29 protein-coding genes are annotated in these 26,942 nt (G+C 59.5%); 22 read left to right on the top strand and 7 right to left on the bottom strand.

The window, feature by feature from the left end:
* The first annotated feature begins 4 nt into the window (after positions 1–4).
* Positions 5–922: a DMT family transporter gene (locus JNX03_RS01170; protein ID WP_203210658.1), complete on the top strand. Its 918-nt coding sequence runs from the start codon at positions 5–7 to the stop codon at positions 920–922.
* 9 nt (positions 923–931) lie between these two features.
* Here JNX03_RS01170 and JNX03_RS01175 read toward each other — a convergent pair whose 3' ends face one another.
* The 3 genes from JNX03_RS01175 to JNX03_RS01185 are packed head-to-tail and all read right to left on the bottom strand — an operon-like array spanning position 932 to position 2,476.
* Positions 932–1,336, bottom strand: a complete 405-nt coding sequence (locus JNX03_RS01175; protein ID WP_203210659.1) for an ACT domain-containing protein — start codon at positions 1,334–1,336, stop codon at positions 932–934.
* A 13-nt stretch (positions 1,337–1,349) separates the two neighbouring features.
* The gene (locus JNX03_RS01180) at positions 1,350–2,045 is read right to left on the bottom strand and encodes an NUDIX hydrolase (RefSeq protein WP_203210660.1); all 696 of its coding nucleotides are present in this window, start codon (positions 2,043–2,045) and stop codon (positions 1,350–1,352) included.
* A gap of 38 nt (positions 2,046–2,083) precedes the next feature.
* Complete coding sequence (locus JNX03_RS01185; RefSeq protein WP_231024167.1) at positions 2,084–2,476, bottom strand: DUF983 domain-containing protein; 393 nt, start codon at positions 2,474–2,476, stop codon at positions 2,084–2,086.
* 228 nt (positions 2,477–2,704) lie between these two features.
* On the opposite strand from JNX03_RS01185, the gene JNX03_RS01190 reads away from it, so the two are divergent.
* The 5 genes from JNX03_RS01190 to JNX03_RS01210 all read left to right on the top strand — a co-directional run bounded on the left by JNX03_RS01190 (position 2,705) and on the right by JNX03_RS01210 (position 5,330).
* Entirely contained in the window at positions 2,705–3,250 is a 546-nt protein-coding gene (locus tag JNX03_RS01190) for an EF-hand domain-containing protein (protein WP_203210662.1), read from the top strand.
* A gap of 48 nt (positions 3,251–3,298) precedes the next feature.
* Complete coding sequence (locus tag JNX03_RS01195; RefSeq protein WP_419584921.1) at positions 3,299–3,889, top strand: RNA polymerase sigma factor; 591 nt, start codon at positions 3,299–3,301, stop codon at positions 3,887–3,889.
* The gene (locus tag JNX03_RS01200) at positions 3,876–4,229 is read left to right on the top strand and encodes a hypothetical protein (RefSeq protein ID WP_203210663.1); all 354 of its coding nucleotides are present in this window, start codon (positions 3,876–3,878) and stop codon (positions 4,227–4,229) included. The genes JNX03_RS01195 and JNX03_RS01200 overlap by 14 nt, the downstream gene beginning before the upstream one ends.
* Positions 4,230–4,233: 4 nt before the next feature.
* Positions 4,234–4,743, top strand: a complete 510-nt coding sequence (locus JNX03_RS01205; RefSeq protein ID WP_203210664.1) for a periplasmic heavy metal sensor — start codon at positions 4,234–4,236, stop codon at positions 4,741–4,743.
* An 86-nt stretch (positions 4,744–4,829) separates the two neighbouring features.
* Entirely contained in the window at positions 4,830–5,330 is a 501-nt protein-coding gene (locus tag JNX03_RS01210) for a hypothetical protein (RefSeq protein WP_203210665.1), read from the top strand.
* Here JNX03_RS01210 and JNX03_RS01215 read toward each other — a convergent pair.
* The 3 genes from JNX03_RS01215 to JNX03_RS01225 are packed head-to-tail and all read right to left on the bottom strand — an operon-like array spanning position 5,327 to position 7,871.
* Positions 5,327–5,911 carry a TadE/TadG family type IV pilus assembly protein gene (locus JNX03_RS01215; RefSeq protein ID WP_203210666.1) on the bottom strand — a complete coding sequence of 195 codons (585 nt, stop codon included), beginning with the start codon at positions 5,909–5,911 and terminating at the stop codon, positions 5,327–5,329. The two genes, JNX03_RS01210 and JNX03_RS01215, sit on opposite strands and share 4 nt — an antisense overlap.
* Positions 5,911–6,450 carry a TadE/TadG family type IV pilus assembly protein gene (locus tag JNX03_RS01220; protein ID WP_203210667.1) on the bottom strand — a complete coding sequence of 180 codons (540 nt, stop codon included), beginning with the start codon at positions 6,448–6,450 and terminating at the stop codon, positions 5,911–5,913. The genes JNX03_RS01215 and JNX03_RS01220 overlap by 1 nt, the downstream gene beginning before the upstream one ends.
* Positions 6,447–7,871 (bottom strand): Tad domain-containing protein, encoded by a 1,425-nt coding sequence (locus JNX03_RS01225; protein WP_231024114.1) that lies wholly within the window; start codon positions 7,869–7,871, stop codon positions 6,447–6,449. Before JNX03_RS01225 ends, JNX03_RS01220 begins: the two co-directional genes overlap by 4 nt.
* 349 nt (positions 7,872–8,220) lie before the next feature.
* Here JNX03_RS01225 and JNX03_RS01230 point away from each other — a divergent pair, with 349 nt between their 5' ends.
* The 16 genes from JNX03_RS01230 (at position 8,221) to ribD (ending at position 24,898) form a co-directional block, all read left to right on the top strand.
* Positions 8,221–9,651, top strand: coding sequence for a Glu/Leu/Phe/Val family dehydrogenase (locus tag JNX03_RS01230; RefSeq protein ID WP_203210668.1), 1,431 nt, complete (start codon positions 8,221–8,223; stop codon positions 9,649–9,651).
* A gap of 133 nt (positions 9,652–9,784) precedes the next feature.
* Complete coding sequence (locus tag JNX03_RS01235) at positions 9,785–10,867, top strand: bifunctional transcriptional activator/DNA repair enzyme AdaA (protein ID WP_203210669.1); 1,083 nt, start codon at positions 9,785–9,787, stop codon at positions 10,865–10,867.
* Positions 10,861–11,625 (top strand): isocitrate lyase/PEP mutase family protein, encoded by a 765-nt coding sequence (locus tag JNX03_RS01240; RefSeq protein ID WP_203210670.1) that lies wholly within the window; start codon positions 10,861–10,863, stop codon positions 11,623–11,625. Before JNX03_RS01235 ends, JNX03_RS01240 begins: the two co-directional genes overlap by 7 nt.
* Positions 11,626–11,740: 115 nt before the next feature.
* Positions 11,741–12,994, top strand: coding sequence for a sarcosine oxidase subunit beta family protein (locus tag JNX03_RS01245; protein WP_203210671.1), 1,254 nt, complete (start codon positions 11,741–11,743; stop codon positions 12,992–12,994).
* Between the two features lie 73 nt (positions 12,995–13,067).
* Positions 13,068–13,340, top strand: a complete 273-nt coding sequence (locus JNX03_RS01250) for a sarcosine oxidase subunit delta (protein WP_037909270.1) — start codon at positions 13,068–13,070, stop codon at positions 13,338–13,340.
* Positions 13,337–16,273, top strand: coding sequence for a sarcosine oxidase subunit alpha family protein (locus JNX03_RS01255; protein ID WP_203210672.1), 2,937 nt, complete (start codon positions 13,337–13,339; stop codon positions 16,271–16,273). Before JNX03_RS01250 ends, JNX03_RS01255 begins: the two co-directional genes overlap by 4 nt.
* A complete protein-coding gene (locus tag JNX03_RS01260) occupies positions 16,266–16,808 on the top strand; it encodes a sarcosine oxidase subunit gamma (protein ID WP_203210673.1) in 543 nt (180 codons plus the stop codon). Before JNX03_RS01255 ends, JNX03_RS01260 begins: the two co-directional genes overlap by 8 nt.
* Before the next feature lie 53 nt (positions 16,809–16,861).
* Entirely contained in the window at positions 16,862–17,170 is a 309-nt protein-coding gene (locus JNX03_RS01265) for a hypothetical protein (protein WP_203210674.1), read from the top strand.
* A gap of 81 nt (positions 17,171–17,251) precedes the next feature.
* Positions 17,252–19,219 (top strand): DNA primase, encoded by a 1,968-nt coding sequence (gene dnaG, locus JNX03_RS01270; protein WP_203210675.1) that lies wholly within the window; start codon positions 17,252–17,254, stop codon positions 19,217–19,219.
* Positions 19,220–19,355: 136 nt separating this feature from the next.
* A complete protein-coding gene (gene rpoD / locus JNX03_RS01275) occupies positions 19,356–21,344 on the top strand; it encodes an RNA polymerase sigma factor RpoD (protein WP_203210676.1) in 1,989 nt (662 codons plus the stop codon).
* 161 nt (positions 21,345–21,505) lie between these two features.
* On the top strand, positions 21,506–21,946 hold the full coding sequence (locus tag JNX03_RS01280) for a hypothetical protein (RefSeq protein ID WP_203210677.1): 441 nt from the start codon (positions 21,506–21,508) through the stop codon (positions 21,944–21,946).
* A complete protein-coding gene (locus JNX03_RS01285) occupies positions 21,940–22,329 on the top strand; it encodes a hypothetical protein (RefSeq protein ID WP_203210678.1) in 390 nt (129 codons plus the stop codon). Before JNX03_RS01280 ends, JNX03_RS01285 begins: the two co-directional genes overlap by 7 nt.
* Positions 22,326–22,739 carry a hypothetical protein gene (locus JNX03_RS01290; RefSeq protein ID WP_203210679.1) on the top strand — a complete coding sequence of 138 codons (414 nt, stop codon included), beginning with the start codon at positions 22,326–22,328 and terminating at the stop codon, positions 22,737–22,739. Before JNX03_RS01285 ends, JNX03_RS01290 begins: the two co-directional genes overlap by 4 nt.
* 40 nt (positions 22,740–22,779) lie before the next feature.
* A complete protein-coding gene (locus tag JNX03_RS01295; protein ID WP_203210680.1) occupies positions 22,780–23,190 on the top strand; it encodes a secondary thiamine-phosphate synthase enzyme YjbQ in 411 nt (136 codons plus the stop codon).
* Positions 23,191–23,342: 152 nt separating this feature from the next.
* Positions 23,343–23,813, top strand: a complete 471-nt coding sequence (nrdR, locus tag JNX03_RS01300; protein WP_025046768.1) for a transcriptional regulator NrdR — start codon at positions 23,343–23,345, stop codon at positions 23,811–23,813.
* The gene (gene ribD, locus JNX03_RS01305) at positions 23,810–24,898 is read left to right on the top strand and encodes a bifunctional diaminohydroxyphosphoribosylaminopyrimidine deaminase/5-amino-6-(5-phosphoribosylamino)uracil reductase RibD (protein WP_280526495.1); all 1,089 of its coding nucleotides are present in this window, start codon (positions 23,810–23,812) and stop codon (positions 24,896–24,898) included. The genes nrdR and ribD overlap by 4 nt, the downstream gene beginning before the upstream one ends.
* A gap of 5 nt (positions 24,899–24,903) precedes the next feature.
* Here ribD and JNX03_RS01310 read toward each other — a convergent pair whose 3' ends face one another.
* Complete coding sequence (locus JNX03_RS01310; protein ID WP_203210681.1) at positions 24,904–26,940, bottom strand: capsular polysaccharide biosynthesis protein; 2,037 nt, start codon at positions 26,938–26,940, stop codon at positions 24,904–24,906.
* Between the last annotated feature and the right edge of the window lie 2 nt (positions 26,941–26,942).

The following is a 26,942-nucleotide window of genomic DNA, read 5'->3' on the forward strand; positions in this document are numbered from 1 at the left end:
AGGGATGAACATCCCGTTTCCTGATCTTTGGATCATCGTTTCTCTGGCTGCGGCCGCCTTTCAGACTGTCCGTTTCATGCTGCAAAAGCACCTTGCGACGGCAACCCTGTCGGCGGGCGGCGCGACCTTTTCGCGGTTTCTTTATTCGATCCCTTTCATTCTGGCGCTGCTGGCAGCGTATTTGTTGATTTCTGGCAAGCCGATGCCCCAGATCGGTGCGGGGTTCTGGATCTATGGTTTGGCGGGGGCCACAGCGCAGATTTTGGCGACTGTCTGTGTGGTCCTGCTGTTCAAACAGCGCAACTTTGCCGTGGGCATCACGTTCAAGAAAACCGAAGTTATTCAAACCGTTCTGATGGGATGGATCCTGCTGGGCGAGGGGGTGTCGACCCTTGGATTTGCCGCGATTGCACTTGGTATCGTGGGGCTTTTGTTGCTGTCTGGCGGGCCAGAGGCCAAGGGCTGGCGACTTGGCGATTTGCGCAACCGTGCGGCGGGCCTTGGGCTGGCTTCGGGCATTTTGTTTTCGATCTCTGCGGTCAGCTATCGGGGCGCGTCTCTGACCGTGGTTGAAACCGACCCGATCCTGCGGGCGGCGGTCACGCTGGCGGCGGTGGTGACGATGCAAACGCTGATCATGGTGATCTGGCTGCGTCTGCGCGAACCCGGAGAAATCACTGCGGTCTGGTCTGCCCGCAAGGTTGCGATCTGGATCGGGCTGACCTCGATGGGGGGCTCGCTGTGTTGGTTTATTGCGTTTACCTTGCAAAACGCAGCCTACGTCAAGGCGGTAGGTCAGGCAGAGCTGATCCTGTCTGTCGCAGCCTCCACCTTGTTTTTTCAAGAGAAAATCACCCCGCGCGAATGGGCGGGTATGGCGATCCTGATGGGGTCAATCTTGATGCTGGTCCTCGTAATCTAAAACGTATTGTCAGCCGGACGATTGCAATGCTTTCAGCACCTGCATCGCGGTCTCGCCTAATGCTTCGGGGACGAAGGCATGGTCGTGATGGAAGGCGGCGACCATGTTGCAGGCGATCCCGTTGGCGGCCAGGGCAGTGGCAACCGCCGCCGTCAGGCCAACCCCTTCCAGCGATGAATAGACGTTCAGGGTGATGCAGCGCATGGGGTGATCTACGGGCAGGCCTGCCGCCTTGGCAACTGACACGGGCAAGAGCAAGGACAGCCCTTCATCCTCACGAAACACCGAAATCGCCTGTCCGATCAGGCCGGCGGCCAACTGATCATCCACAGTGGCAAAGACAAAAATGCCCGGTCGCAACTCAGGCGACATGCCAGAGATCATATCGGCGGCGGTATGGGCGATCTTTGGCATCAATCTGCCTTTCTCAATCGGTCATCGGATGGCCGCGCAAACGCAAGAACAGGCTTTCTTCGTCGTTGTTTTTGAAGAACGGCACCGATGCGGGCGGGGCCAGATCGCGGGCGCGGGCCTGCACTTCTGCCAGGACCACCTCTGTGATGAACGGCATGTCAAAGGAACGTGCCTCACTCAGCGCGACCCATTGCAGGTGTGAAAGCTCATCACAGGCGGCGCCGAAATCATCCAGATCGCTGGCGATGTCTTCGGCGTCCACAAGGAAGAACCGCGCATCAAAGCGGCGCGGGCGGCCCGGCGGCGTGAGCGCACGAAACACGAACTGCAACGGCGCGGCATGGGGCAAATGCCCGGTGGCAGCAAAGCTGGCCCAATCGGCGGGCGGCTCGATGTCCCATGTGCCGGGTTGGCCAAGGATCAGACCGGTTTCCTCCCATAACTCCCGCACCGCGGCCACGGCAACTGCATGGGCCAGCGCCGGATCTGCGTCTTCGCGCAGGCGGGCGGCGCAAGTTTCGGGAAGAGGGGCGGCCAGCGGGATTTGTGCATCTTCTGCATCCACAGCACCGCCGGGAAACACAAATTTATTGGGCATGAACGCCGCTTTTGCGCCGCGTTGACCCATCAGGATCTTGGGATCGTCATGGCGATCACGCAAAACGATCACGGTGGCCGCATTGCGGATCTTGCTTTTGTCGATGGTCATCTGTGGTTCCCCGTCCTGCCTCGGACCGAAGGGACAGATCAGGTGCCGCTGCCGAAGCCGCCCATTTCCTTGGCCCATTGAAAGCCGATCATGGCCCCCTTCAGTCTGGGCAGAAGGTAAAGCGACAGGCCGACACATCCAACCGCAAAAATCGTGAACAGCGTCAGCGGCTCGGGGCGCCATTGCACAAACACGATATGCAGCAGCGGCGCCATCAAATGACCCACGATCAAAATCGTCAGATAGGCAGGGCCGTCATCGGCGCGGTGATGGTGGAATTCCTGATGGCAAACAGTGCAATTGTCGCTGACCTTCAGGTAGCTCTTGAGCAAGGGACCAGACCCGCAGTTGGGGCATTTGCGCCGCCACCCGCGCAGCATTGCCGCGCCGCGCGCACGTCCGCCTTCGGCATCTGTGGCGTAGGTTTGCATATCGGCCTCTGCGATCACGTTCTGGGTCATTTCAGCATCCTTTGATCGGTCCTAAATGGGGGGAACGCGGGCAAAAAGAAAGAGGGCAATTCTCGCTTGCGGCGGGATGTCGCAAATTCTCTTCAAGGATTTTATCAAAAAAACTTCGACGGAAATTCTGTTGGGCTCCGTTTGACCTGTATCGCACCTCAAAAGGGGGCGCAGAAAACGAAACCAAGGAGATCACACATGACTGTTCGAGCAACCCTTCACATCGTGTCTTTGGCCGCATTGATTGCCATCGGGGGCCAGGCCGCCGTGGCCAAGGGCGATGGCCAGGCATCCAAATTTGCCGAGATCGACAGCGACAGCAACGGACAGGTGACCGAGGCCGAAATGCGCGCCCATGCCGCCGCCCGCTTTGCTGCGGCTGACAGCAATGGTGATGGCTTTCTGACCACCGATGAGATGTTGTCGGCCCGCAAGGCACATGGCGGTAAACATGCCGAAAAGATGCTCAAGAAACTCGACAAAGACGGCAATGGATCGCTGGATGCCTCCGAACTTGAGGCCGCAGCAGAAAGCCGCCAAGGCAAACGCGGCAAACGTATGATGTCGCGTCTGGACGCCAATGACGATGGCAAGCTGGCGCTGGAGGAAATGACCGCCAGACGGGATCCGGCCAAGATGATCAAAACCTTGGACAAGGACGGCAACGGCACGTTGAGCGCCGATGAATTTGCCGAAATGCGCAAACATGGCAAGAAACGCCATGGCAATTACGGCTCTGACTGAGATCGGGCAGGGGGCGCTTGTCATGATCGCCCCCACAGCCTAGCACTGATGAATATGCACGCGGGCCATACCGAACCGGACACTGAGGCGGAGCTTCTGACCCGCTACGCGGCGGGTGATCCTGCGGCGGCCCGACTGTTGGCTGCACAGGTGACGCCGCGCATATTTGCCCATGCGCTTCGGGTTTTGGGAGATCAGGCCGACGCCGAGGACGTGACGCAAGATGCGATGATGCGGCTCTGGCGCATTGCGCCGGAGTGGCGGGCAGGCGAGGCAAAGGTCAGCACATGGCTGTACCGTGTGGTGGCCAATCTGTGCATTGACCGCCTGCGCAAACGCGGCGGTGTCCCGCTTGACGATGTCGCCGAACCGGCCGATCCGGCACCTTCGGCTGTGCAGGGCATGCAACAGGCAAAAAGGCTTGATGCCTTGCAAACCGCGCTCGATACCTTGCCGGACCGGCAGAGACAGGCGGTTGTGCTCCGCCATATTGACGGACTTAGCAACATGCAGATCGCCGCTATTCTGGAGATCGGCGTGGAGGCCGTGGAAAGTTTGACAGCGCGAGGCAAACGGGCGCTGAAATCCGCACTTGAGGGGCAAAGGGACGCATTGGGGTTTGAAGATGACAGCATCTGACAAGAACACATCCGAAACAGATATCGAAACTTTGTTCGCCACGGCGCGATCCGCCGCGCCGCGCGTGCCGGATGCCCTGATGATGCGGGTCTTGGCCGATGCGCAACAAATGCAGCCGGTCCAGCCGGTGCAAGGCGGCGTGATGTCGTGGCTGCGGGCCTTGGGCGGGGGGCCGGGTGTCGGCGGGCTGGTTTTCGCCACCTGTGTCGGGTTCTGGATCGGCGTCGCACCGCCTTCCAATCTACCAGATCTGGCCGGGCAACTGTTGAACCTGCAATCCAGCGCGGACATTGACGACAGCGATCTGACCAGCTTTGGCTGGGATATCGAAGAGGGATAGATCTATGGACCATCAGACACCCACATCCAAGGCCAGCCGAAAGATGCGCTGGGCCTTGGGCCTGTCGCTGGCAGTGAACCTGTTGTTTGTCGGTGCCATTGGCGGCGCGATTTATCGCAACGCGGGCGGGCCTGGGCTGGACCGGCATCACGCCCCCGACCTGCGCAGCTATGGCACCCCTTACGTTCGCGCCTTGCCCCGCAAGGACCGACGTGACCTGCACGCGTATCTGAAGAAGAACAATGGCGCTGGGCGGCCCTCACGGGCAGAGCGGCGCGCCCAGTATGACAACATGCTGTCCGTGCTTCGGGCCGAGCCGTTCGAGGTTGACGCCGTGCAGGACATTCTCAAGGCGCAGGGCGCTGCTGCCCACGGGATGCAAACGGCTGCGCATCGCGCATGGCTTGACCGGATCAGCGCCATGTCTGCAGAAGAACGGCAATCCTACGCAGACCGGCTTGAGCGGGAGCTGAAAAAGCCCAAACGTAAATTGCGCAAGCCGCTGCGAGACTAGGGTCAGGTGTCCCTGACCGTGTCGCGCTTGACTTGCTCTCTTTGGACCGGCGCGATAGGCACAGGCGGTATGAATTGGAGCAGCCGATGAAGTTCAAAGACAATGACGAAGTGCTTGCCACTGTGCAGGCGTCTTCAGGACGGCGGTTTTTGGGCGTTGTCTCGCTTGGGATATTGGGCGTGTTGCTGATTTATATCGCGATGCTGCGCTCTCCGGGCTGGGAATGGCAGCTGTTCCTCATCGGCATCGGTGCCGCGTCGCTTTGGATGGCGCAGGCGATGTGGCGGGCCACGGCCAGCGCGGTTGAGCTGACGCCATTGGTGCTGCGCGATGCGGATGGCACCGTGATTGCAGAGGTGGCGGATATCGTCGGAATGGACCGCGGATTCTTCGCGTTCAAACCATCAAACGGGTTTTTGCTGAAGGTCAGCAGCGGCAGCACGCGCAACTGGCGACCGGGGCTGTGGTGGCGATTTGGCCGCCGGATCGGCATCGGCGGGATGACCCCCGGCAGCCAGACCAAATTCATGTCCGAGATTATCTCGGCAATGATGGCCACCCGCGATGCGGATATGCCTGAGATTTAGGTGCCGTCCGGGCAGGTTTCCCAGCACACGCGCGGTGCATAACGGGGCCGTGTAAACACAAAGTTGCGGATCTCACGCTCTTCCAGCCCAGTTTTGAAAGGGGCTTCGTAAGTCGTGAATGTCTCAACCACAATAATGCGTTCGCGGTCGGGCATCACCGGCAAAACATTGTGCCAGTTCTCGACATCCGAATTGCTGAGCGGCAGAGCACCGCCACCACGGGTTTGCGACCAATCCCGATAATAGCGATCCTCGGACTGATCATACAAGATCGACGTCACGCGGATCGTTGAATCGCCCTGGCTGTTGCTGAGGTATTCAAACAGCTGGTGCAAACCGGTCAGGTATTCCCCATCAATCGGAACCGTCTCGCGAGAAATGGCATCGCCCAGGGAGTAAGCCGCCCGCTGCGTCAGACCGTGGGTGCGAAACGAATGGAAGATCGAAAACATCGTCAGGAATGCCCAGAACATGGCGGGCAGAATGATCATGGCCTCAAGGGCGATCACACCGTCCTCGCGGCGCATGAAGTCCGCGCGTGCGATGTATCTCAGAGTGACTTTGAAACGCTGGTAAAGCATTAACCCGGCTCCTGAACAAATGTGGAGGATGAGAGCATCCTGGCCTTGCCAGAACCGTCCTTTTCAAACGCATAGCCAAGTCCGCTGGTCGGATAGACCGGATCAAAGCGCACACAGGCCCGCAGCATCATCAGCTCGTGTTGTTGGCCCAATGTGAACCCGCGCACCGGCTGGACCGGCTCTGCGGTGTCCACGCAGTCCGCTTGCTGATCAAAGGTTGCAAAGTTGCGCGGATCGACCGGCGTCATTTCAAGGCGCAGGGAGGAATCACAATCCTCAAGGAACCCGGCATTGTCACAAATCATGGTTTTGATCTGGTCATGGGTCATGGCGACATTGGTGTTCAACCGGATATAGCGCACGGCAATATCAAGCCCGCGATCCAGATACATCTGGCGCATGGAATAAAGGCCCATTTCGACCGACATCAGGAATGCACCAAACAAGATAGGCACGAAGATGCAGAATTCGATGACCAGCGCCGAGCCGTCCTCGTCACGGCGAAAGCGCCGCAACTGTTTTTTAAGAACCGTCTTCATTGAGTCAGCCTCAACTGGTTGATCTGGCGGGCAATCGCCGAGAAGGCTTCGCTGATTTCCACACCTTCCACACGGAAGAAGTGGCTGGGCGAGGAGGCGCAGTTACGCATCACGGATGCACCGTGGTCGGTGACCTCAAAGCCAATGGACCAAATAACCATTCTGTGCACCTTGGCCGCGTCGCAGATGTTGTCCAGCAGGCTGTCACCCAGCGATGCGGTGTACCGGCGCCAGTAGTAACGCGAACGGCGCGACGAGCTGACGGAGTTGTACAGGTAGTACTGCAGGTTATAGCGGTTCCAATGCGCATACTCACTGTCGGAGTTGTAGTAGCGGTCTGAGATCCGATAGCTTTGGTCGTTCTGGCCATCGGTCATCAGAATGATGGTTTTCAGAGTTTCGTGATCACCATAAGTCGCTGGACGGTCGGCAAAGACCGCATCCACGTGACCTGCGTCGGACAATTGGCCGGTAATGGTCGTGAAGGAATTGTCCAACATCGAAACGGCCCATTTCATGCCAAGGAAAATCGACGTACCGGCACGTGGCTTGAACCGATCAATCCGGTTCTTCAGATCGTTCGCATCCTGGCTGAACGGCACAATCTCTTCGTACCAGTTGCGCGGGCAGACCGTGTCGTAACGTGTGTTACGCGTGCTGCCGGACTCGTTGGAATAATAGTTCCACTGGAAATGCTGCATCTGGTCGTAGGTCCGCCCACGGTTCAAGGACGCGTGGCTGTACTCTGTGTCAGGCATTTCGAGGCAATGCGAGAAGTTGTGAACCTGATTGACGTTCAATTGGTCCATAATCTTTTGGCCCACATTCACATGTTCGGAATAGGGGATCATGGAGACCGAGATCAAATCACGGTTGCCCGGCGTCAAGACAGTGTCGATGAAATCAGAGGCCGCATCTTGCAGGTTTTCCATCTTGTTGTTGTTTTTCATCGAACCGGAGATATCGAGCACCAGAGAGATTTCGACTTTGTTGATTTTTTCCTGCGCTCTTGAACGGGCGGGCACGTTCAGCTCTTCGACACCCATGGTGTCCATAAACTGTGTGTTCATGGTCATCTCGGCATCAACAGTCACTGTGCGGTAGTTCAGCCCCTCGTCGACGTCGACGTTTGACACATAACCGGCCATGCCCGATTTATCGAAATAGTCGCGCACAACGGCTTCGGGATCCAGGGTCTGGTCAAGGTCGGCCGCGGCCAGCACGGCCCGGTCAGAGACAGCTTGAATGCGCGTGCGCTCCATTTCGTGGCGCATCATGTCTGCGCCAATGCCGCCGATCATCACCATCATCAAGACCATGAACATCGCGAAGATGGTAATTGTACCGTCCTCTTCGCGGGCAAATTTCCGCGGTTGCCGCATGATCGCATCGATCATTTGTAGGTTCATATCTGGTTTCATTTCGTCACCTTTTCATGGATAGGCTGTTTCCAGCCCGCAGCGCGGATTACGCACTTAGCCTTAAGAAGGTTGTGATCCTGAAACGTGTCTTAAATAGGGCCATTGCGTGTCAATGCGGGCCCTTTTGACGGACATTTTAGCGTCAATGCAGATGCTTGCTTTGCTCTGTTTCCAGCCTGGGAACAAAAAGGCCGGTTTCCGGCGAATCACCGCTTGTGCTTACAAATTGAGCATTAACTATGAATATTGTCGCACCTTGCAATTCTGGCGGTTAGTGTGGTGACGCAGGGTAACACCAACTGAGTCGTCCTGCATAGGTTGCATCACTGGAATAATACAGGAGCCCCCAATGAACCCCTCCAACGAGCCGAGCTTTCGCGACAGCGTTGATATGATGTTCAATCGTGCTGTTGCACTGATGGACCTGCCGCCGGGCCTGGAAGAGAAAATCAGGGTGTGTAACGCAACCTACACCGTGCGTTTCGGGGTCCGCCTGCGCGGCAAGATCCAGACCTTCACAGGTTACCGTTCGGTGCATTCGGAACATATGGAACCGGTAAAGGGTGGCATTCGCTATTCCATGGCCGTGAACCAGAACGAGGTGGAGGCGCTTGCGGCGCTGATGACCTATAAATGCGCTTTGGTTGAGGCACCCTTTGGCGGGTCAAAGGGCGGTTTGTGCATTGATCCTCGCGAATATGACGATCATGAACTGGAACTGATCACCCGCCGCTTTGCCTATGAGCTGATCAAACGAGACATGATCAACCCCGCGCAAAACGTACCCGCACCCGATATGGGCACGGGCGAGCGTGAGATGGCGTGGATTGCGGACCAATACAAACGCATGAACACCACCGACATCAATGGCGTGGCCTGTGTGACGGGCAAGCCGACCAACGCGGGTGGCATTCAAGGCCGGACAGAGGCCACGGGCCGCGGTGTCCAATATGCGCTGCGCGCCTTCTTCCGCGACGAACAGGGCAAGAAGAAAGCCGGCCTTGAGGGCAAGCTGGATGGCAAAAAGGTCATTGTTCAGGGTCTGGGCAACGTGGGCTATCACGCGGCGAAATTCCTGTCCCAAGAGGATGGTTGCAAGGTTGTCGGCATCATCGAACGCGACGGCGCGTTGCATGACGATGATGGTCTCGACGTCGATGCCGTTTATCAGTGGATCGCCAAGCATGGCACCATCACCGGCTATCCAAGCGCCAATTGCGAGGCCGATGGTGCCAAGCTGTTGGAGGGGGAATGTGACATCCTGATCCCTGCCGCTCTGGAAGGCGTTATCAACCTCAGCAATGCCGAGCGTGTGCAAGCGCCGCTGATCATTGAGGCGGCCAACGGTCCGGTGACGGCGGGTGCGGATGAGATCCTGCGCAAAAAGGGCACGGTGATCATCCCTGACATGTACGCAAACGCAGGCGGCGTAACGGTGTCCTATTTCGAATGGGTCAAGAACCTCAGCCATATCCGCTTTGGCCGGATGCAGCGCCGCCAAGAGGAATCGCGCCACCAGCTGGTGGTGGACGAGCTGGAGCGGCTGTCTGCGGACAGCGGCATCGGCTGGCAACTGAGCCCCAATTTCAAGGAACAATACCTGCGCGGCGCGGGTGAATTGGAATTGGTCCGCTCCGGCCTCGATGACACGATGTCGACGGCCTACGATTCCATGGCAGAGGTCTGGCACAGCCGCGATGATGTCGATGATCTGCGCACCGCAGCCTATCTGGTGTCGATTGACAAGGTTGCCGCCAGCTATCGCGCCAAAGGTCTGTGATCCAATGACAACCGGAGCAGGGCGGGCGTTCTCGCCCTGCTGCCACCAGCCCAATTTTCCCAAATCGGCACTTATTGGAATAGCTGCCCGATCTGAGGCGGACAGCCTGCGAACCTGCGCATAAGGTGCGGCTATGTTGTTTGATTTGCCTGATGACGACGCGCTTTATGCAGCGTTGCTGGACCGTGACGCGGATTTTGATGGCCGCGCCTATGTCGGGGTCACCTCGACCGGCGTCTTTTGCCGGTTAACCTGTCCGGCCCGCAAACCCAAGCGCGAGAACTGCCGCTTTTTTGGAACCGTTGCCGCCTGTGTCGAGGCCGGGTTCAGACCATGCAAACGTTGCCATCCCATCGGCACGGCGGCAGAGGCAGACCCGATGATCGTGCAATTGATGCAGGCGTTGCAGGCCGATCCCGCGCGCCGTTGGGGTGAGGCGGATGTGCAGGCACTGGGCCTTGACCCTTCCACCGTGCGCCGCAGTTTCAAACGGCATTTCGGCATGACCTTTCTTGAATTGGCCCGGCTCACGCGGCTGCGCACGGGGGCGGCTGAGTTGCCCAATGGGGCACGGGTGATCGACGCACAGCTTGAGGCCGGGTACGACAGCCCCGCCGCGTTCCGCAGTGCCTTTGCCCGCTGGATGGGGATGCCGCCCGGACGTTTTGCCAAGGATGCCATGCTGCGCGCCGATTGGATCGACACCAAACTGGGTGTGATGATTGCGGTCAGTGACGCCCACGCGCTGCACCTGCTCGAATTTGCTGAACGCCGTGCTTTGCCGGGTGAACTTAAGAAACTTTATACCATGTCCAAGGGCAGTCTTGGCTTTGGCCGTTTTGCCCCCACCGACCAGATCGAAGCAGAGCTGGAGGCGTTTTTTGATCTGCGCTGCGCCCGCTTTGAAACGCCGCTGGCCCCTCTTGGTACGCCATTCTCGAAACAGGTCTGGCAGGCCTTGCGAGAGATCCCCGCGGGCCAGACCCGCAGCTACTCCGATCTGGCCCGCGCCATGGGCCGCCCCGATGCCACCCGCGCCGTGGCCCGCGCCAATGGTGCAAATCCGATTGCCATTGCCATCCCCTGCCACCGGATACTGGGGGCGGATGGGGCGCTTACCGGATATGGCGGCGGGCTGTGGCGCAAGCAGGCGCTGATTGATCTGGAACGCCAATTTGGTGCAGATACCCCTCAGAAAAGGACATCCCGATGGTAAATCAAACAGACAAGGCGTTGGCCTTTGCAAAACTGCACGTCAAAGGCGCACCGCTGGTTTTGTTCAATGCTTGGGACGCAGGATCAGCCAAGGCCGTGGCGCAGGGCGGTGCATCCGCGATTGCAACAGGCAGCTGGTCGGTCGCAGCGGCGCAGGGCTATGCGGACGGGCAGGCCTTGCCGCTGGATCTGCTCTTGCAAACCGCCGGTCAGATTGTTGGCGCTGTTGATTTGCCGGTGAGTGTTGATTTTGAGGGCGGCTATGGGGTTGAGGCAGATGAGGTCGGGAAAAACGCGGCACGTTTGTTGGAGACCGGTGCCATTGGACTGAATTTCGAGGACCGGATTGTAGGGGGCGACGGACTGCATCCCGTGGCAGATCAGGCTCGCAGGATCGCCGCCATCCGCGCCGCGGCTGATGCCGCGGGCGTGCCATTGTTCATCAACGCCCGCAGCGATGTGTTCTTTCAAAAAGACAGTCTGCCACATGCCGATCTGATGGAAGAGGCCCTGACCCGCGCGGCCGCCTATGCAGAGGCAGGGGCAAACGGGATCTTTGTTCCCGGACTGTCAGATCTGAACCTGATCAAATCACTTTGCGACGCCCAAAGCCTGCCGGTGAACATCATGCGGATGGGCGGCGGCACAGCCATTGCTGACCTGGCGTCGGCAGGTGCCGCCCGGATCAGCCATGGCCCCGGCCCCTATATCGCGGCCATGGAGACCCTGACCAAAGCAGCGGCCCAGCTTTACCAGTGATTGGTCGCTGCTAGGATGATCCATGACGCTAATTGCTGCAAAATCCGGCAGGGACGTTGATAGTTCTGTCTCAAGCTGACTAGAGTGAACAGTCTGCACGAAACAGGAGTATCTGATGCGGTTTTCTGGCTTGCGCGTCTTGCGTGAAGGTTTGACCGGTAACAAGGGTTGGGCCCCCCATTGGCGGGATGCCGAACCCAAGGCGGAATACGACGCGATCATCATTGGCGGCGGCGGTCATGGCCTCAGCACGGCCTATTATCTGGCCAAGAACCACGGCATGACCAACATTGCGGTGCTGGAAAAAGGCTATATCGGGGGCGGCAACGTGGGCCGCAACACCACGATTGTGCGGGCCAACTACATGCAGCCGGGCAACTCGGAGTTCTATTCCCATTCCCTTAAACTCTGGGAGGGGATGGAGCAGGACCTGAACTACAACGCCATGCATTCGCAGCGCGGGATCATCAACCTGTGCCATTCCGACGGGCAGCGCGATGCCTTTGCGCGGCGCGGCAATATGATGATTGCGCAGGGCGATGATGCCGAATTGCTGGACCGCGAAGGCGTGCGCAAACACCTGCCTTATCTCGATTTCGACAACGTCCGCTTTCCGATCTACGGCGGGCTGCTGCACCGGCGAGGCGGAACAGCGCGGCACGACGCGGTGGCCTGGGGCTATGCCCGCGGGGCCAGTGACCGGGGCGTGGACATCATCCAGCAGTGCGAAGTCACCGGCATTGATATCGAAAACGGTCAGGTGCGCGGCGTGCAAACCACCCGCGGCGCGATCAAGGCCAAGAAGGTCGGCATCGTTGTGGCGGGCCGGTCAGGACAGGTCGCGGCGATGGCCGGGATGCGCCTGCCGATCGAAAGCCACATCCTTCAGGCCTTTGTCACCGAAGGCATCAAGCCGGTGATCGACCATGTGGTCAGCTTTGGCATGGGCCACTTCTATATCAGCCAGTCGGACAAGGGTGGTCTCGTCTTTGGCGGCGATCTGGATTTCTACGCCTCTTATGCCTCGCGCGGCAACATGCCGATGATGGAACATGTGATGGAAGCGGGCATGACCCTGATGCCGATGATCGCCAAGGCCAAGGTACTGCGGTCCTGGGGCGGGATCATGGACATGACCCCTGATGGCAGCCCGATCATCGACAAGACTGACACGGATGGTTTGTTCATTGATTGCGGTTGGTGTTACGGCGGGTTCAAGGCGGTGCCGGGATCCGGCTTCAGCTTTGCGCATCTGATGGCGACTGGTAACCACCATGCGCCTGCCGCGCGGTTCCGTCTTGACCGGTTCCGCACTGGACGCGGGATCATGGATGAAGAGGCCACCGGGTCTCAGCACAACCTGCACTGAGGGTTGAGAGCATGGAATATGAGTTTTTTTGGCCAGATGAAGCAGGGGCGCAGCGCCCCTCGGGGAGCCTGTTGTGAGAATTGAATGTCCGATCTGCGGCAGCCGTGACCGGCGTGAGTTTTACTATCAAGGTGCCGCTGTGGCGCTGGATCGCCCGGCGCCGGACGCGGGCGAGGCGGCCTGGGACAGCTATGTGCATCTGCGTGACAACCCGGCAGGGGAGACCCGCGATCTGTGGCATCATGAGGGCGGTTGCGGGTCATGGCTTGTGGTCACCCGCGATACAGTCACCCATGCGGTTCACAAGGTCGAGCTGGCCAGTGATGTGAAGGGGGCGATGTCATGAGAGTGAATGGCAAAGGTCTGATCGACCGGTCCAAACCGGTCAGCTTTAGTTTTGATGGAAAGTCCTATCGCGGCTATGCCGGGGATACGGTGGCCTCGGCCTTGCTGGCCAATGAGGTCAAGCTGATGGGGCGGTCCTTCAAATATCACCGCCCCCGTGGCCCTCTGACCGCAGGCAGCGAAGAACCAAACGCCCTGATCACCGTGGGGCGCGGTGCGCAGCAGGATCCAAACGTCCGCGCCACTGTACAAGAGCTCTATGATGGGCTGGTTACCCGGTCCCAGAACGCCTGGCCGTCGCTGGATTTTGACGTCATGGCGATCAACGATCTGGCCGCACCATTTCTGGGCGCTGGGTTCTATTACAAGACTTTCATGTGGCCCAAAAAGTTTTGGGAAGCGGTCTATGAGCCAATCATCCGCAATGCGGCGGGCCTCGGGGCGCTGGGCGGCGAGACCAACGAAGACAGTTACGAGCGGGCCTATGCCTATTGCGATTTGCTGGTCATCGGCGCGGGGCCAACGGGCCTGATGGCCGCGTTGACCGCCGCGCGGTCCGGCGCGGATGTGATCCTGGCCGACGAAGACGCGATTATGGGCGGGCGGCTGAATGCCGAAACCGGCGCGATCGGCCACCAGTCCGGTGCGGCTTGGGCGGCAGAGATCGTTGCGGAACTCGGCGCGATGGACAACGTGCGCCTGATGACCCGCACCACGGTCACAGGGGCCTATGACGGCGGGATGTATGGCGCGCTTGAACGGGTCAACCACCACACCGGGAAACGCGGCGGCGGCGCCCCGATGGAGACCTTCTGGCGGATTTCCACGAAACAGGCGATCCTGGCCGCAGGTGCAATTGAACGCCCCGTGGCGTTCCGCAACAACGACCGTCCGGGCATCATGACGGCCTCCGCTGTGCGGTCTTACCTGAACCGTTGGGGTGTCAGCCCCGGCAAATCCGTCACCGTCTTTGGCAACAACGATGATGCGCACCGCACCGCCCTTGATCTGTCGGCGGCAGGTGTGCGCGTTGCGGCCCTGATCGACAGCCGCCATGACGCGGCCATCGAAGGGGCGGATTTCCCTGTCTATACCGGTGCGCAGGTTTGCAACTCCGGTGGGCGCAAGGAATTGGAAAGCATCACCATCCGCACCACCAGCGGCGAGCAATCCATCCAGACCGATTGTCTGGCGATGTCCGGCGGCTGGAACCCGACGGTGCATTTGACCTGTCACATGAACGGGCGGCCCACTTGGCGGCCAGACATTCAGGCGTTTGTGCCAACCGAAGGCATGATCCCCGATATGACCGTGGCTGGGGCCTGTAACGGCACGTTTTCGACCCACGGCTGTTTGCAGGCAGGGGTTGAGGCCGCAAAAACCGCCTTGTCTGCATTGGGCAAGAAGTCGGCCGATGTGACCTTGCCGCAAGCCGAGGATGCACCTTATAACCTCTCACCGCTTTGGGCTGTGGCAGGCAAGGGGCGTGCCTGGCTGGACTTCCAGAACGATGTTTCGGTCAAGGATGTCAAACAGGCGGCCACCGAAAATTTCCGCTCGGTCGAGCATATGAAGCGTTATACCACGCAAGGGATGGCAACCGATCAGGGCAAGAACTCCAACGTGGGGGCGCTGGCGGTTTTGGCAGATGCCACCGGGCGCGGCATTCCCGAAACCGGCACGACCACATTCCGTCCACCCTATTCACCAGTGGCCATTGCCGCGATGGGGGCAGGGGCGCAGGGCAAGGGGTTTGCCCCGCAGCGGTTCACCACCAGCCACAAAGCCAGCCTGCGCATGAACGCGCCGATGATCGAGGCCGGCCTGTGGTATCGCCCCAGCTATTTCCCGAAATCGGGCGAAACCAACTGGCGGCAATCGTGCGACCGCGAGGTTGGCTATGTGCGCAATGCGGTTGGTATCTGCGACGTATCCACATTGGGCAAGATCGACATTCAGGGGCCGGACGCCGCGGCGCTGCTCGACTTTTGTTACACAAATATGTTCTCGACCCTCAAGGAAGGGCGGGTGCGCTATGGGCTGATGCTGCGCGAAGATGGCTATGTCATGGACGACGGCACCTGTGCGCGGCTGGGCGAAAACCACTATGTCATGACCACCACCACCGCTGCGGCGGGGCTGGTGATGCGGCATCTGGATTTTGTGACCCAGTGTTTGCACCCGGAGTGGCAGGTGTCCTTTACTTCTGTTACCGAACAATGGGCGCAGTTTGCCGTGGCGGGGCCAAAATCCCGCGATCTGCTGAACCGCATTCTGGAGCAGGAGATTGACAACGAAAGCTGGCCGTTCATGGCTTGTGGTCCGGCAAAGGTTTGCGGTGTCGACGGGCGCTTGTTCCGTATCTCGTTCTCGGGTGAACACGCCTATGAGGTTGCTGTGCCAGCCCGCTACGGCGCGGCGCTGTTTGATTTGCTGGTGGAACGCGCCAGCCAGATGGGCGGCGGCGCCTACGGGATGGAAGCGTTGAACGTGCTGCGGATCGAGAAAGGCTTTCTCACGCACGCTGAGATCGAAGGTCGGGCGACCGCCTTTGACATCGGGATGCAAGGGATGATGTCACAAAAGAAAGACTTTGTCGGCAAGACCATGGCCGCGCGGCCCGGCTTGGTGGATGAAGATCGTCCCCAACTGGTGGGCCTCAAGCCTGTCGGCGCGGTCAAGAAACTGACCGCGGGCGCACAGCTTTACCCGCAGGGCGCAGAGGCCGTCGCAAACAATCTGGAAGGGCATATCTCTTCGGTCGGGTTCTCGCCGGATGTGGGCACGTTTATTGGCATGGGGTTCCTCAAACGGGGCCGTGACCGCATGGGGGAGGTGATCCGCATGGTGGATCATGTGCGCGGGCTGGAAAGCGATGTCGAGGTGTGCAGCACAGTCTTTGTCGATCAAGAAGGGGAGCGGGTACGTGGTTGAACTCAAAGCGAAAACACCGTTTGAAGGCTTGCTTCCGCTGACCATTGGTCAGGCCAAGCTGACAGAAATGGATGCGGGCAACCTAACCTCCCTGTCGCCATTGGGTGAGGAAAAGGCGATGGCAGCGGCGCTTGAAAAGGCGCATGGAATGGCCTTGCCAAAGCCCAACCGGTCCACCGGCAAAGAGGGGGCAAGGTGCATCTGGTTTGGCCGGGGCGAGGCGCTTTTGATGGGGCCTGCACCGGACGCAAGCCTGAACAAGCATGGCGCGGTGGTGGATATATCCGATGCCTGGTCGGTGGCCTTGCTCGAAGGGCCGGCGGCGGTTGATGTTCTGGCCCGGTTGGTGCCTGCGGACCTGCGCGACAGCCAGTTCAAGCGCGGCCATTCCATCCGGACGCAGGTCTTTCACATGGCGGCATCCATTACCCGGCTTGGCCCGGAGAAGTTCATGATCCTGGTGTTTCGGTCGATGGCAGGCACCTTGGTGCATGATCTCAAGGCGGCTATGGCAGCGGTGGCCTCTCGCGGTTAACCTATGGGCGGGGTGCGAATCCCGCAGGTAAACCTAAGTGGAGACCATTAACGATGAAGCATGTTGCATTGGCATTGGCTGGGGCATTGGCCCTGAGCGCAGGATCCGTGGCGGCAGACGCGGCCAAAGAAGAAGACTGCGGCCATCAGGCGGCGATTGTGTCGGCGATCCAGAAGGCCCGCATGGACCGGGTGAAGGAACGCAAGGTACAAGAGGCAGTCTTGGCCGGTGAGGTCACATGGCCAGAGCGCTACAATGCCGCGATTCCGCTGTTTACCGGAGAGATCTACAAGCTGAAAAAGCGTGATCTGCGCAAGACCGATCTGGGCGCGCAGTGGAAAGCAGCCTGTCTGGCAAACTGATGCTCACGCAAGGCGGTGCTAATTTGCAAAAGGCAGCGCCGCTCTGTGGACTTTGATCCACGGGACCCAATATAAAGTGGTATGAGCCTGCCACCCGGATTTTTGGACGAATTGCGCAGCCGATCCAGCCTGTCACAGGTGGTCGGCCGCAAAGTTATATGGGATCCGCGCAAATCCAATCAGGGCAAGGGCGACATGTGGGCGCCTTGTCCTTTTCACCAGGAAAAATCTGCGTCTTTTCATGTGGATGACCGAAAAGGCTTTTATTATTGCTTTGGTTGTCACGCCAAGGGCGATGCCATTTCCTTTGTGCGCGAGACAGAGAATGTCGGCTTCATGGAAGCGGTGGAGATCCTTGCCCGTGAGGCCGGGATGCCGGTACCCAAGCAAGACCCTAAAGCGCAGGAAAAAGCGGACAAACGCACGCAGCTTGCCGAGGTTATGGAATTGGCGGTGCGCTGGTTCCGGCTGCAACTGCGCACCGGTGCGGCGGAGGAGGCACGCAATTACTTGGACCGGCGCGGGCTAGACGCCGATGCGCTGGAACGCTGGGAAATCGGATTTGCACCGGATCAATGGCAGGGACTTTGGGATGCGCTCAAAGGCAAAGGGGTCGAAGATGACCTGATCCTGAGCGCGGGTCTGGCCAAGCCGTCGACCAAGGGCGGCAAGCCCTATGACACGTTTCGCGGGCGGATCATGTTCCCGATCCGGGATGCGCGGGGCCGGGCGATCGCCTTTGGCGGGCGGGCGATGGACCCCAACGACAACGCCAAATACCTCAACTCACCCGAGACCGAACTTTTTGACAAGGGCCGCAGCCTCTACAACGTGCGCGAGGCCCGCACTGCGGCGGGCAAGGGCATGCCGCTGTTGGTCGCTGAAGGGTATATGGACGTCATTGCCCTGCATGGCGCGGGGTTCGAGGCGGCGGTCGCGCCCCTTGGTACCGCCATCACCGAAAGCCAGCTTCAGATGCTGTGGCGCATCGCGCCCGAACCGATCATCACACTGGACGGTGACACCGCAGGCCAACGCGCAGCGATGCGGCTGGTGGATTTGGCGCTGCCACTGCTGGAGGCCGGGCAATCACTGCGCTTTGCGGTGATGCCAGAGGGGCTCGATCCAGATGACCTGCTCAAGGCGCAGGGCGCACCGGCTTTGCAGAAACTGATTGATCAGGCGATGCCGATGGTTCAGCTGCTGTGGCAGCGCGAAACGGACGGCAAGGTGTTTGACAGCCCAGAACGCAAGGCGGCGCTCGACAAGGCGCTGCGCGAAAAGATCAAACTGATCAAAGATCCGTCCATCCGCAGCCACTACGGACAGGAAATCAAAGATCTGCGTTGGCAGCTGTTTCGCCCGAAAAGCAACGCATCGCGGCCTATGGGGCGGGGCGGCAAGGGCCGCTGGCAATCCAATGCGCCACAGCCACCCGTGCCATCGACCAAAGCATCGGTGCTGGCCAAGGCAGCGGATGACAGAACCACAGAACACCTGCGCGAGGCGGTGATCTTGGCGGCGTTCCTGACCTGTCCGCAAATCGTCGAAGACTTTGAAAGCGGGCTGGAAACGATGACCTGCGCTGATCCCTTTCATGCGCGCCTGCGTGATCTTATCCTCCGGTATGGCCCGGACGGCGAAGTGGTGTTGCGCGAAAAAATATCCGACGCACTGGGCTATGACGCCCTTGAAAACCTGATCACACAGCGCCATGTCGCCATTACACCCTGCATTCGAAATCCGGGCGATGCTGAGATGGCCGCGATGACCGTGGCCGAAGAACTGGCCAAGTTAAGCGCGATGCGGGGACTGGATGCAGAAATTGCCGAAGCGATGGAAGACCTGACCGGCGTGGCCGACGAAGGCGTCACTTGGCGGCTCAGCGAAGCGGCACGGGCCGCGGACCAAGCCACCCGCACAGGGCAGGAAGACAAGGCGGAATACGAGGTGGGCGACAATGGCGCCCGCATGAGCAGAGACGAACGCAGTGCGCTGGATACACTGCTTGGAAACATCAAATACGAAAAGCCAAAACGCCGGAGGTAAACCGCTCCGTGACCTTTTGGCAGGTACTTTAGGAAAAAGCAGGGTAACGGGTTTAAGAATCACCCCGAACCCCTCATGATTCGGAAAATTCGAATCACCCCCAGATGATTCGCGCGATTGCGCCGGAGGAGACGACATGGCCGCCAAGGATACAAACGACGACGCCAAGCGGGACGAGAACGACAGCGGCCATTCGCTGGATATGTCCCAGGCTGCCGTCAAAAAGATGATCGGTGAGGCCCGCGAGAAGGGCTATATCACCTATGATCAGCTGAACACCGTTCTGCCGCCCGATCAGGTCAGCTCTGAACAGATCGAAGACGTGATGTCGATGCTGTCTGAGATGGGCATCAACATTATCGAAGATGAAGACGCCGAAGAGGAAGAGGCCAAGGGCTCTACCGAGCTGACAACGACCGACAGCAACAAAGAGGTCGCGCTGTCCTCTGGCACCAGCGAAAAACTGGACCGCACCGACGATCCGGTGCGCATGTACCTGCGCGAGATGGGGTCGGTTGAACTGCTGTCCCGTGAAGGCGAGATCGCAATTGCCAAGCGTATCGAGGCTGGCCGGAACACGATGATCGCGGGCCTGTGCGAAAGCCCGCTGACCTTTCAGGCGATCACCATCTGGCGCGACGAACTTTTGTCCGAAGACATCCTGCTGCGTGATGTGATCGATCTGGAGGCGACCTTTGGCAACCAGATGGGCGACGAAGAAGAAACAACACCTGTTGTTCCTGCCGCCGGTGCCGCAGCGTCCGAAACCAAGACCGAAGAGACCAAGCAAGAGCTGGACGCGGACGGCAACCCCATCACCACCGACGACGACGATGATGAGGACGAACAGGCCAACATGTCTCTCGCAGCCATGGAAGCGGCGCTGAAACCGCAGGTGCTTGAGGCGCTGGACATCATCGCGGACGACTACGTCAAGCTAAGCGAGATGCAGGACAGCCGGATTTCGGCGACCCTGAACGAGGATGGCTCCTTTTCGAAAAAGCAGGAAGACACCTATCAGAAATTGCGGGCGGAGATTGTGCTGCTGGTGAACGAATTGCACCTGCACAACAACCGTATCGAAGCCCTGATTGACCAGCTTTATGGCATCAACCGCCGGATCATGCAGATCGACAGCGCGATGGTAAAGCTGGCCGACCAAGCCCGGATCAACCGCAAGGAATTTGTGGATTCCTATCGCGGTTATGAGCTCGATCCAAACTGGATGGAGCGGATGGCCGAAAAGACCGGCCGCGGCTGGCAGATGTTCATTGAACGCTCCAGCGACAAGGTTGAAGAACTGCGCGCCGATATGGCGCAGGTGGGCCAATATGTCGGTTTGGATATCTCTGAATTCCGCCGCATCGTGCAGCAGGTTCAGAAAGGCGAAAAAGAGGCCCGTCAGGCCAAGAAAGAAATGGTCGAGGCAAACCTGCGCCTCGTGATTTCCATCGCGAAGAAATACACAAACAGAGGTCTGCAATTCCTTGATTTGATTCAGGAAGGTAACATCGGCCTGATGAAGGCGGTCGATAAATTCGAATATCGCCGCGGCTATAAATTCTCCACCTATGCAACGTGGTGGATCCGTCAGGCGATCACCCGTTCGATTGCCGACCAGGCCCGCACGATCCGTATTCCGGTGCATATGATCGAAACCATCAACAAACTGGTGCGCACAGGCCGCCAGATGTTGCATGAGATTGGCCGCGAGCCCACGCCGGAAGAATTGGCCGAAAAGCTGCAGATGCCGCTTGAGAAGGTCCGCAAGGTGATGAAAATCGCCAAGGAGCCGATCAGCCTTGAAACCCCCATCGGTGACGAAGAAGACAGCCAACTGGGCGATTTCATCGAGGACAAGAATGCCGTGCTGCCGCTCGACAGTGCCATTCAGGAAAACCTCAAGGAAACCACGACGCGTGTTCTGGCCTCGCTCACCCCGCGTGAGGAACGTGTTCTGCGGATGCGTTTCGGTATCGGCATGAACACCGACCATACACTTGAAGAGGTCGGCCAGCAGTTCAGCGTAACACGTGAACGGATCCGCCAGATTGAGGCCAAGGCGCTGCGCAAGCTCAAGCACCCAAGCCGGTCCCGCAAGCTGCGGTCGTTCCTCGATCAGTAAGATAGCCTGACGTGAACAGACAGAAAACGCCCGGTTTCCGGGCGTTTTTTTGTGCATGGCGTTTGGTGATGCCTGCGCCAAATGCCGCCGATGTGAGACGGTTTGAATTTGAACTCCGGCCCGGAGCACCTATTTGTAAGGCAACAATGAAAGGTCTCCTTATGCGGTCTGCTCTTCTTGCGCTTGCGATCACACTCGCGCCCGGCCTTGCCGCTGCGCAATCTTTCACCGCTGTGAACCAGCTTAAGGTGGTTCCGCTCAACAACAGCACCTTCGAAGTGATCGAAGCTCGCGGCGAGGGCGCGCGGGGCATATGGTGCGCGGCATCTGACTTTGCCCAGAAACGTTTGGGGCTGACACAGGGTGGTCGCATCTATGTACATACCGCGCGCGGCCCTTCGATCAGCGGTCTGGGCCGCAAGGGCGTGGTGTTCACGGCTGATCCCTCCGCCCTGTCTGTGCCGCCAAGCGCCTCGGTGTCGGTCAGCGTGCGTCAGGTCGGTCAGGGCCTTCCGATCCAGCATGCCTATCTCTTTTGCAAAGATTATCTGATTGAACTGCGCGACATCAAACTTCGCCGGTTGGGGGCGGACGCATGGTAAAATTTGCATCTGCCCTTTTGCTCGCCCTTGCCGGTGCCACCACCGCAACAGCACAGGATTTCCGAGCGGAAAACCGTGTAACGGTCACGCCTGTAGCTGGCGGATTTCAAATCGCGGATGGTGCGGGCTTTGGCGCACGCGGCATGTGGTGCGCCGCCGCGGATTACGCCGATGACGTTCTGGGTGCCCGCAGCACTGCACGGATTTATGTGGTCGGGCCGCGCCTTTCATTTGATGCGCCTGTGACCTTCTCGCTCGATCCGTCGGACGTTTCTCCCAGGCAAGTCCAGATCCTTTCGCAATCTCTGCGCGTTGCCGGGGCCAACCTTTCCTTGGCCCATGCGCAAAGCTTTTGTGCAGATGCGCGTCTGATCAACCGATGATACGCGGGGTCTGCTTTGCACTGTTGGCGATGTATTTGCCCATCGCAGCAGGCGCTGGCACCGAAGGAGAGGAAGACCGGATCTTGGTGATCAACCCGCTGACCACTTCGGATTTCGAGGTAGTGCAAGGCATGAACATGGGCGCGGCAGAGTTCTGGTGCGGCGCGGCCAGCTATGTTGAGCGGCGCCTTGGCCTGTCCGAAACCACCCCGATCTATCTCAAACGCCCACGAGGCCCGTCGCGGACCGCGGCAGGGCGCAAGGCCGTGACCTTTTCCCTCAGCGCAGCCGGCCTGCCGCCCGATGACCCCGCGCGGTTGACGCTCACTGTCAAACAGCCGGGCGCGATGGTGAAATCAGTCAATGCGCGGCGGTATTGCCGTGATGCATTTACCCGTTCCACAAAATAGAGCGATTGCCATTCCGGCCCGTGCAAGTCACCCTTTGCCCATGCAAACCCGGTTCTCCATTTCGACCCATGGTCAGGGTCTTTACGAATTTACGCCGCAAGTTTCCTCGTGGCTGAAGGGGCAGGGCGATGGCCTGCTGACATTGTTCGTGCAGCACACCTCTGCCTCGCTTTTGATACAGGAAAACGCCGATCCAGATGTGCAGCGTGATCTCTTGGCCTATTTTGCCCGGCTTGTGCCGCCGTCGGATGATCCAGCCATGCGCTATCTGCGGCATACGATGGAGGGACCGGACGACATGCCCGCCCACATCAAGGCCGCGATGATGCCGGTATCGTTGAACATTCCGGTCACCGCAGGGCGCATGGCCCTTGGCACGTGGCAGGGCATTTATCTTTTTGAGCACCGCACGGCCCCGCACAGCCGCCAGATCGCAGCGCATTTTGCCTGAGGTTGGCGAAAGCCGCAGTTTAGTCGCATCATGGCCCCAGATGTAGTGGTCAAATTGCCCCCTACCCAAAACCTCGTGAACCCCCTATAAGTTTAGACAAGAGGGCGGGTTGCGCCCCTATAGAGGCGGAATGACAAAGAGGGGGACGGCCCATGCGCTGCCCGTTTTGCGGAAATATCGACACCCAAGTGAAAGACAGCCGTCCGGCAGAAGATCACGTTTCAATCCGAAGACGCCGGTTCTGCCCAGCCTGCGGCGGGCGATTTACCACCTACGAACGGGTCCAGCTGCGCGATCTGGTGGTGATCAAAACCAGCGGCAAACGCGAAGACTTTGACCGCGACAAGCTGGAACGCTCCATCCGCATCTCCATGCAGAAACGTCCGATTGACCCCGAACGGATTGATCAAATGATCAGCGGCATCGTGCGGCGCCTCGAAAGCATGGGCGAAACCGACATAGGCTCCAAACAGATCGGCGAGATCGTGATGGAGGCTCTGGCCCGGATCGACACCGTTGCCTACGTGAGATTTGCAAGCGTTTACAAGAATTTCCAGGCGGCAGACGATTTCGACAAATTTGTTCAGGAATTGCGGCCAGATCACCCTGTAGAAGAAGAGTGAGCGACCAAAGATACATGGCGCTGGCGCTGTCCCTCGGGCGGCGCGGGCAGGGGCGTGTCTGGCCCAATCCGGCGGTCGGCTGTGTGATCGTGTCGCAAAACCGGATCGTCGGGCGGGGCTGGACCCAACCGGGCGGGCGGCCCCATGGCGAGGTTGAAGCGTTGGCGCAAGCGGGCGCTGCAGCGCGCGGTGCGACGGCCTTCGTCACGCTTGAGCCTTGTTCCCATCACGGACAAACCCCGCCCTGCGCACAGGCCCTGATCGACGCGGGCGTGGCGCGTGTCGTCGTGGCCACCACCGACAGCGACGCGCGGGTAAATGGGCAGGGTCTACAAATGCTGCGTGATGCAGGCATCGAGGTAACCCTAGGAGTGGGCGAGGCCGAGGCCCGCCGTGATCATGCCGGGTTCTTCCGGCGTGTTGAATTGGGGCGGCCGCTGCTGACCCTCAAACTGGCCAGTTCCTTTGATGGCCGCATTGCCACCGGCACGGGGGAAAGCCAATGGATCACCGCCCCGCAAGCGCGGCGCGTGGTACATGCCATGCGCAGCCGCCATGATGCGGTAATGGTGGGCGGCGGCACCGCGCGGGCGGATGATCCCAGTCTGACAGTGCGAGATTTGGGTGTGGATCACCAACCCGCCCGCGTGGTGGTATCCCGCCGCCTGGATATCCCATTGATGGGGCAACTGGCCCGCACGGCGGCTGAGATCCCGGTGATTTTGTGCCATGGCAAAGACGCCGATCCGATGCTGGTGCAAACATGGCGCGATCTGGGTGCGGTTTTGCTGCCTTGCGCGGCACGGGGCGGACAGCTTGATCCGGCGGATATCATGCAACAACTTGGCGCCCATGGGCTGACCCGCGTATTCTGTGAGGGTGGCAGCGCCTTGGCGGCGTCTTTGCTGGAAGCCGATCTTGTGGATGAATTGGTCGGCTTCACCGCCGGTCTGGTGATCGGGGCCGAGGGTTTGCCGGGGGTTGGCGCGATGGGGCTGGAGACCCTGCGCAACGCGCCCCGTTTTGATCTGCGCCAAACACTGGCTTGCGGTCCGGATATCCTGCACGTCTGGACACGGCCCTAGACCGCTCAACGGCCCCGCCAAAGATGGGCGCGGCTGGCCATAAGTCCCTGTAATTTTGACAAAATCCGAAGGCCCAATCCCGGCGCGGACACCTCGCCCGCAATCAGGCGGTCGACGATCACCTCCACGGGGCAGGGCAAGCCGGTTTGCGGATCGAAATAACGCGGATAATCAATCAGGGCTGCATGGACCAACCCTTCAAGCGGCACGTCAATCCGCCGCCGTGGTGGCACATCGCCGCGATCTTCGCTAAGCCCCCATCCGGCGTAAAACGGCGCGCCAAAGGTCACGACAGGCACCCCGCGCAGCAACGCCTCGAACCCCAAGAGCGAAGTCATGGTCCAAACCCCATCCACTTGGCCCAGCAAACCCGCCGGATCAATGCCTGCTGCGATGTGATCGGCAAGACCGGTGGCATCAATCACACCATCGCGCAGACCCGCTTCCACATCTGGATGCGGTTTGTAGATGAGGTAGGCATCGGGGTTGGCCGCACGGGCGGCTTGCAATAGCGCAAGATTGTCCGAGATGTCCTGCGTGCCCAGACGGACAGAGGCATCATCGGCCACCTGGCCGGGCACCAGAATGCGCTTTTGCTCGAGACCATCGCCCAAATCACTTGCCGCACCTGTATTGTATTTGCTCAGCCCGGCTGAGGTCAGCGCGGTGATCAAGGCGCGGGCGCGAGCTGTCTGATCGGGCCGCATCTGTGCCCGCGTTTCGATCCAATGTTCCAAACGACTGGGGCGGGAGGGATCGTAGTAAATGCCCAGATCGTCACAAACCAACGACAGCGGCGGCACCAGCGCGGCGCCCAATCCCTTGGACCGCAAAAAGCCGTCTTCGACCCGTATGGCATCCTCATGGCCGACCTGTGCCTGACCAGACCAAACCATCCAGGGACGTCCCGTATTGCGCGCATTGGCCGGATCATCTTGGAATATCAGCGGTTTGAACTGTCCGAACATCTTGTTCAGCGGACGACGTTTCCACATCCGCATACCTGAGGCCACCCAGCCGCGATGATCTTCGCGCCACGCACGGGCCTGCGCGGCCTGCGCCTCGATGGCGGTTTCCAGCTCGCAAAGCTGATCACGGTGCGGATCATACCACTTTGGGTAAAGGATCATCGCCGCCGCAAACAACTGGGCCCGCGTCAGGCTGCGCTGGCGGCGCTGCACCGGAAATTCATCCGTGGTCAGGCCCCATCCGGCATAGAACGGCTTGCCAAACACGCGCGGTTTGTGGCCCGCAAAAATTGCCTCAAAGCCAAGCTGTGAGGACACGGTGTAGACCCCCACAGCCCCTTCAAACAGTGCCCAGGGGCTGACCGGATCAGTAAGCAGAGAGATCTTGTTATTGATGTCTTTCTCGGTGAAATACCCCACGCGATGGCCCTGCGCAGTTTCGGGGTGCGTTTTGATAATGACCCTGGCGCCGGGGTGTTCCTCTTGTGCAAACACCAGCATCTCAAGGAACCGGCCGCGGTGGGCCTCAGAGGCGGTGACAGAGGCATCGCCCTGTGTCTGGTCAATCACCAGCACATAGCCGGGCGGCGGGGCCGGGGCACCCGGATCAAACCCGCTGTATTTGGTCAGTTGCGCCTCGGCCATCCGTGCCATCGCACCACGTGCGCGGTTCAAAAGCGCGGTGTCATCCAGTGGGTGTTCGGCCAGCAGCATCTCAAGGTCTGATGGCTGTGCGGGATCAAAATGTACGCCGCGATGGTCCACCAACAGGCCCAAGGGCGGCTCGCCCGCGCGCCCTGGATGCAAGGATCTGATCCATGCATCCTCAACCCGCACAATTGGGGCCTCATGTTTGGCGGCAACAGCAAGTCCGCGATGCGCGGTGGGCGAATTGCCCCAAACCGCAACGGCATCGCCTTCCTTTGGCAGTCCCAGATGCAGGGAATAGCCCGAAAGCTGCAGAATGCGGCGGACGCGCCTTTGGGTCAGGAACCCGCCATTATAGACAAAAAGCCGCCGGTCCCTGTCAGGTCCGGCGGCCGGTGTGTCATATATTTCAGGCCCGAGAGCCATGA

This window comes from Sulfitobacter mediterraneus (genome assembly GCF_016801775.1).
In the GTDB taxonomy this organism is placed as follows: Bacteria; Pseudomonadota; Alphaproteobacteria; order Rhodobacterales; family Rhodobacteraceae; genus Sulfitobacter; species Sulfitobacter mediterraneus_A.

Bases quoted from the DNA above. Each gene is read 5' to 3' on its own strand.
- JNX03_RS01170 (WP_203210658.1), top strand. From the start codon at position 5: ATGAACATCCCGTTTCCTGATCTTTGGATCATCGTTTCTCTGGCTGCG.
- JNX03_RS01175 (WP_203210659.1), bottom strand. From the start codon at position 1,336: ATGCCAAAGATCGCCCATACCGCCGCCGATATGATCTCTGGCATGTCG.
- JNX03_RS01180 (WP_203210660.1), bottom strand. From the start codon at position 2,045: ATGACCATCGACAAAAGCAAGATCCGCAATGCGGCCACCGTGATCGTT.
- JNX03_RS01185 (WP_231024167.1), bottom strand. From the start codon at position 2,476: ATGCAAACCTACGCCACAGATGCCGAAGGCGGACGTGCGCGCGGCGCG.
- JNX03_RS01190 (WP_203210662.1), top strand. From the start codon at position 2,705: ATGACTGTTCGAGCAACCCTTCACATCGTGTCTTTGGCCGCATTGATT.
- JNX03_RS01195 (WP_419584921.1), top strand. From the start codon at position 3,299: ATGAATATGCACGCGGGCCATACCGAACCGGACACTGAGGCGGAGCTT.
- JNX03_RS01200 (WP_203210663.1), top strand. From the start codon at position 3,876: ATGACAGCATCTGACAAGAACACATCCGAAACAGATATCGAAACTTTG.
- JNX03_RS01205 (WP_203210664.1), top strand. From the start codon at position 4,234: ATGGACCATCAGACACCCACATCCAAGGCCAGCCGAAAGATGCGCTGG.
- JNX03_RS01210 (WP_203210665.1), top strand. From the start codon at position 4,830: ATGAAGTTCAAAGACAATGACGAAGTGCTTGCCACTGTGCAGGCGTCT.
- JNX03_RS01215 (WP_203210666.1), bottom strand. From the start codon at position 5,911: ATGCTTTACCAGCGTTTCAAAGTCACTCTGAGATACATCGCACGCGCG.
- JNX03_RS01220 (WP_203210667.1), bottom strand. From the start codon at position 6,450: ATGAAGACGGTTCTTAAAAAACAGTTGCGGCGCTTTCGCCGTGACGAG.
- JNX03_RS01225 (WP_231024114.1), bottom strand. From the start codon at position 7,871: ATGAAACCAGATATGAACCTACAAATGATCGATGCGATCATGCGGCAA.
- JNX03_RS01230 (WP_203210668.1), top strand. From the start codon at position 8,221: ATGAACCCCTCCAACGAGCCGAGCTTTCGCGACAGCGTTGATATGATG.
- JNX03_RS01235 (WP_203210669.1), top strand. From the start codon at position 9,785: ATGTTGTTTGATTTGCCTGATGACGACGCGCTTTATGCAGCGTTGCTG.
- JNX03_RS01240 (WP_203210670.1), top strand. From the start codon at position 10,861: ATGGTAAATCAAACAGACAAGGCGTTGGCCTTTGCAAAACTGCACGTC.
- JNX03_RS01245 (WP_203210671.1), top strand. From the start codon at position 11,741: ATGCGGTTTTCTGGCTTGCGCGTCTTGCGTGAAGGTTTGACCGGTAAC.
- JNX03_RS01255 (WP_203210672.1), top strand. From the start codon at position 13,337: ATGAGAGTGAATGGCAAAGGTCTGATCGACCGGTCCAAACCGGTCAGC.
- JNX03_RS01265 (WP_203210674.1), top strand. From the start codon at position 16,862: ATGAAGCATGTTGCATTGGCATTGGCTGGGGCATTGGCCCTGAGCGCA.
- dnaG (WP_203210675.1), top strand. From the start codon at position 17,252: ATGAGCCTGCCACCCGGATTTTTGGACGAATTGCGCAGCCGATCCAGC.
- rpoD (WP_203210676.1), top strand. From the start codon at position 19,356: ATGGCCGCCAAGGATACAAACGACGACGCCAAGCGGGACGAGAACGAC.
- JNX03_RS01280 (WP_203210677.1), top strand. From the start codon at position 21,506: ATGCGGTCTGCTCTTCTTGCGCTTGCGATCACACTCGCGCCCGGCCTT.
- JNX03_RS01285 (WP_203210678.1), top strand. From the start codon at position 21,940: ATGGTAAAATTTGCATCTGCCCTTTTGCTCGCCCTTGCCGGTGCCACC.
- JNX03_RS01290 (WP_203210679.1), top strand. From the start codon at position 22,326: ATGATACGCGGGGTCTGCTTTGCACTGTTGGCGATGTATTTGCCCATC.
- JNX03_RS01295 (WP_203210680.1), top strand. From the start codon at position 22,780: ATGCAAACCCGGTTCTCCATTTCGACCCATGGTCAGGGTCTTTACGAA.
- nrdR (WP_025046768.1), top strand. From the start codon at position 23,343: ATGCGCTGCCCGTTTTGCGGAAATATCGACACCCAAGTGAAAGACAGC.
- JNX03_RS01310 (WP_203210681.1), bottom strand. From the start codon at position 26,940: ATGGCTCTCGGGCCTGAAATATATGACACACCGGCCGCCGGACCTGAC.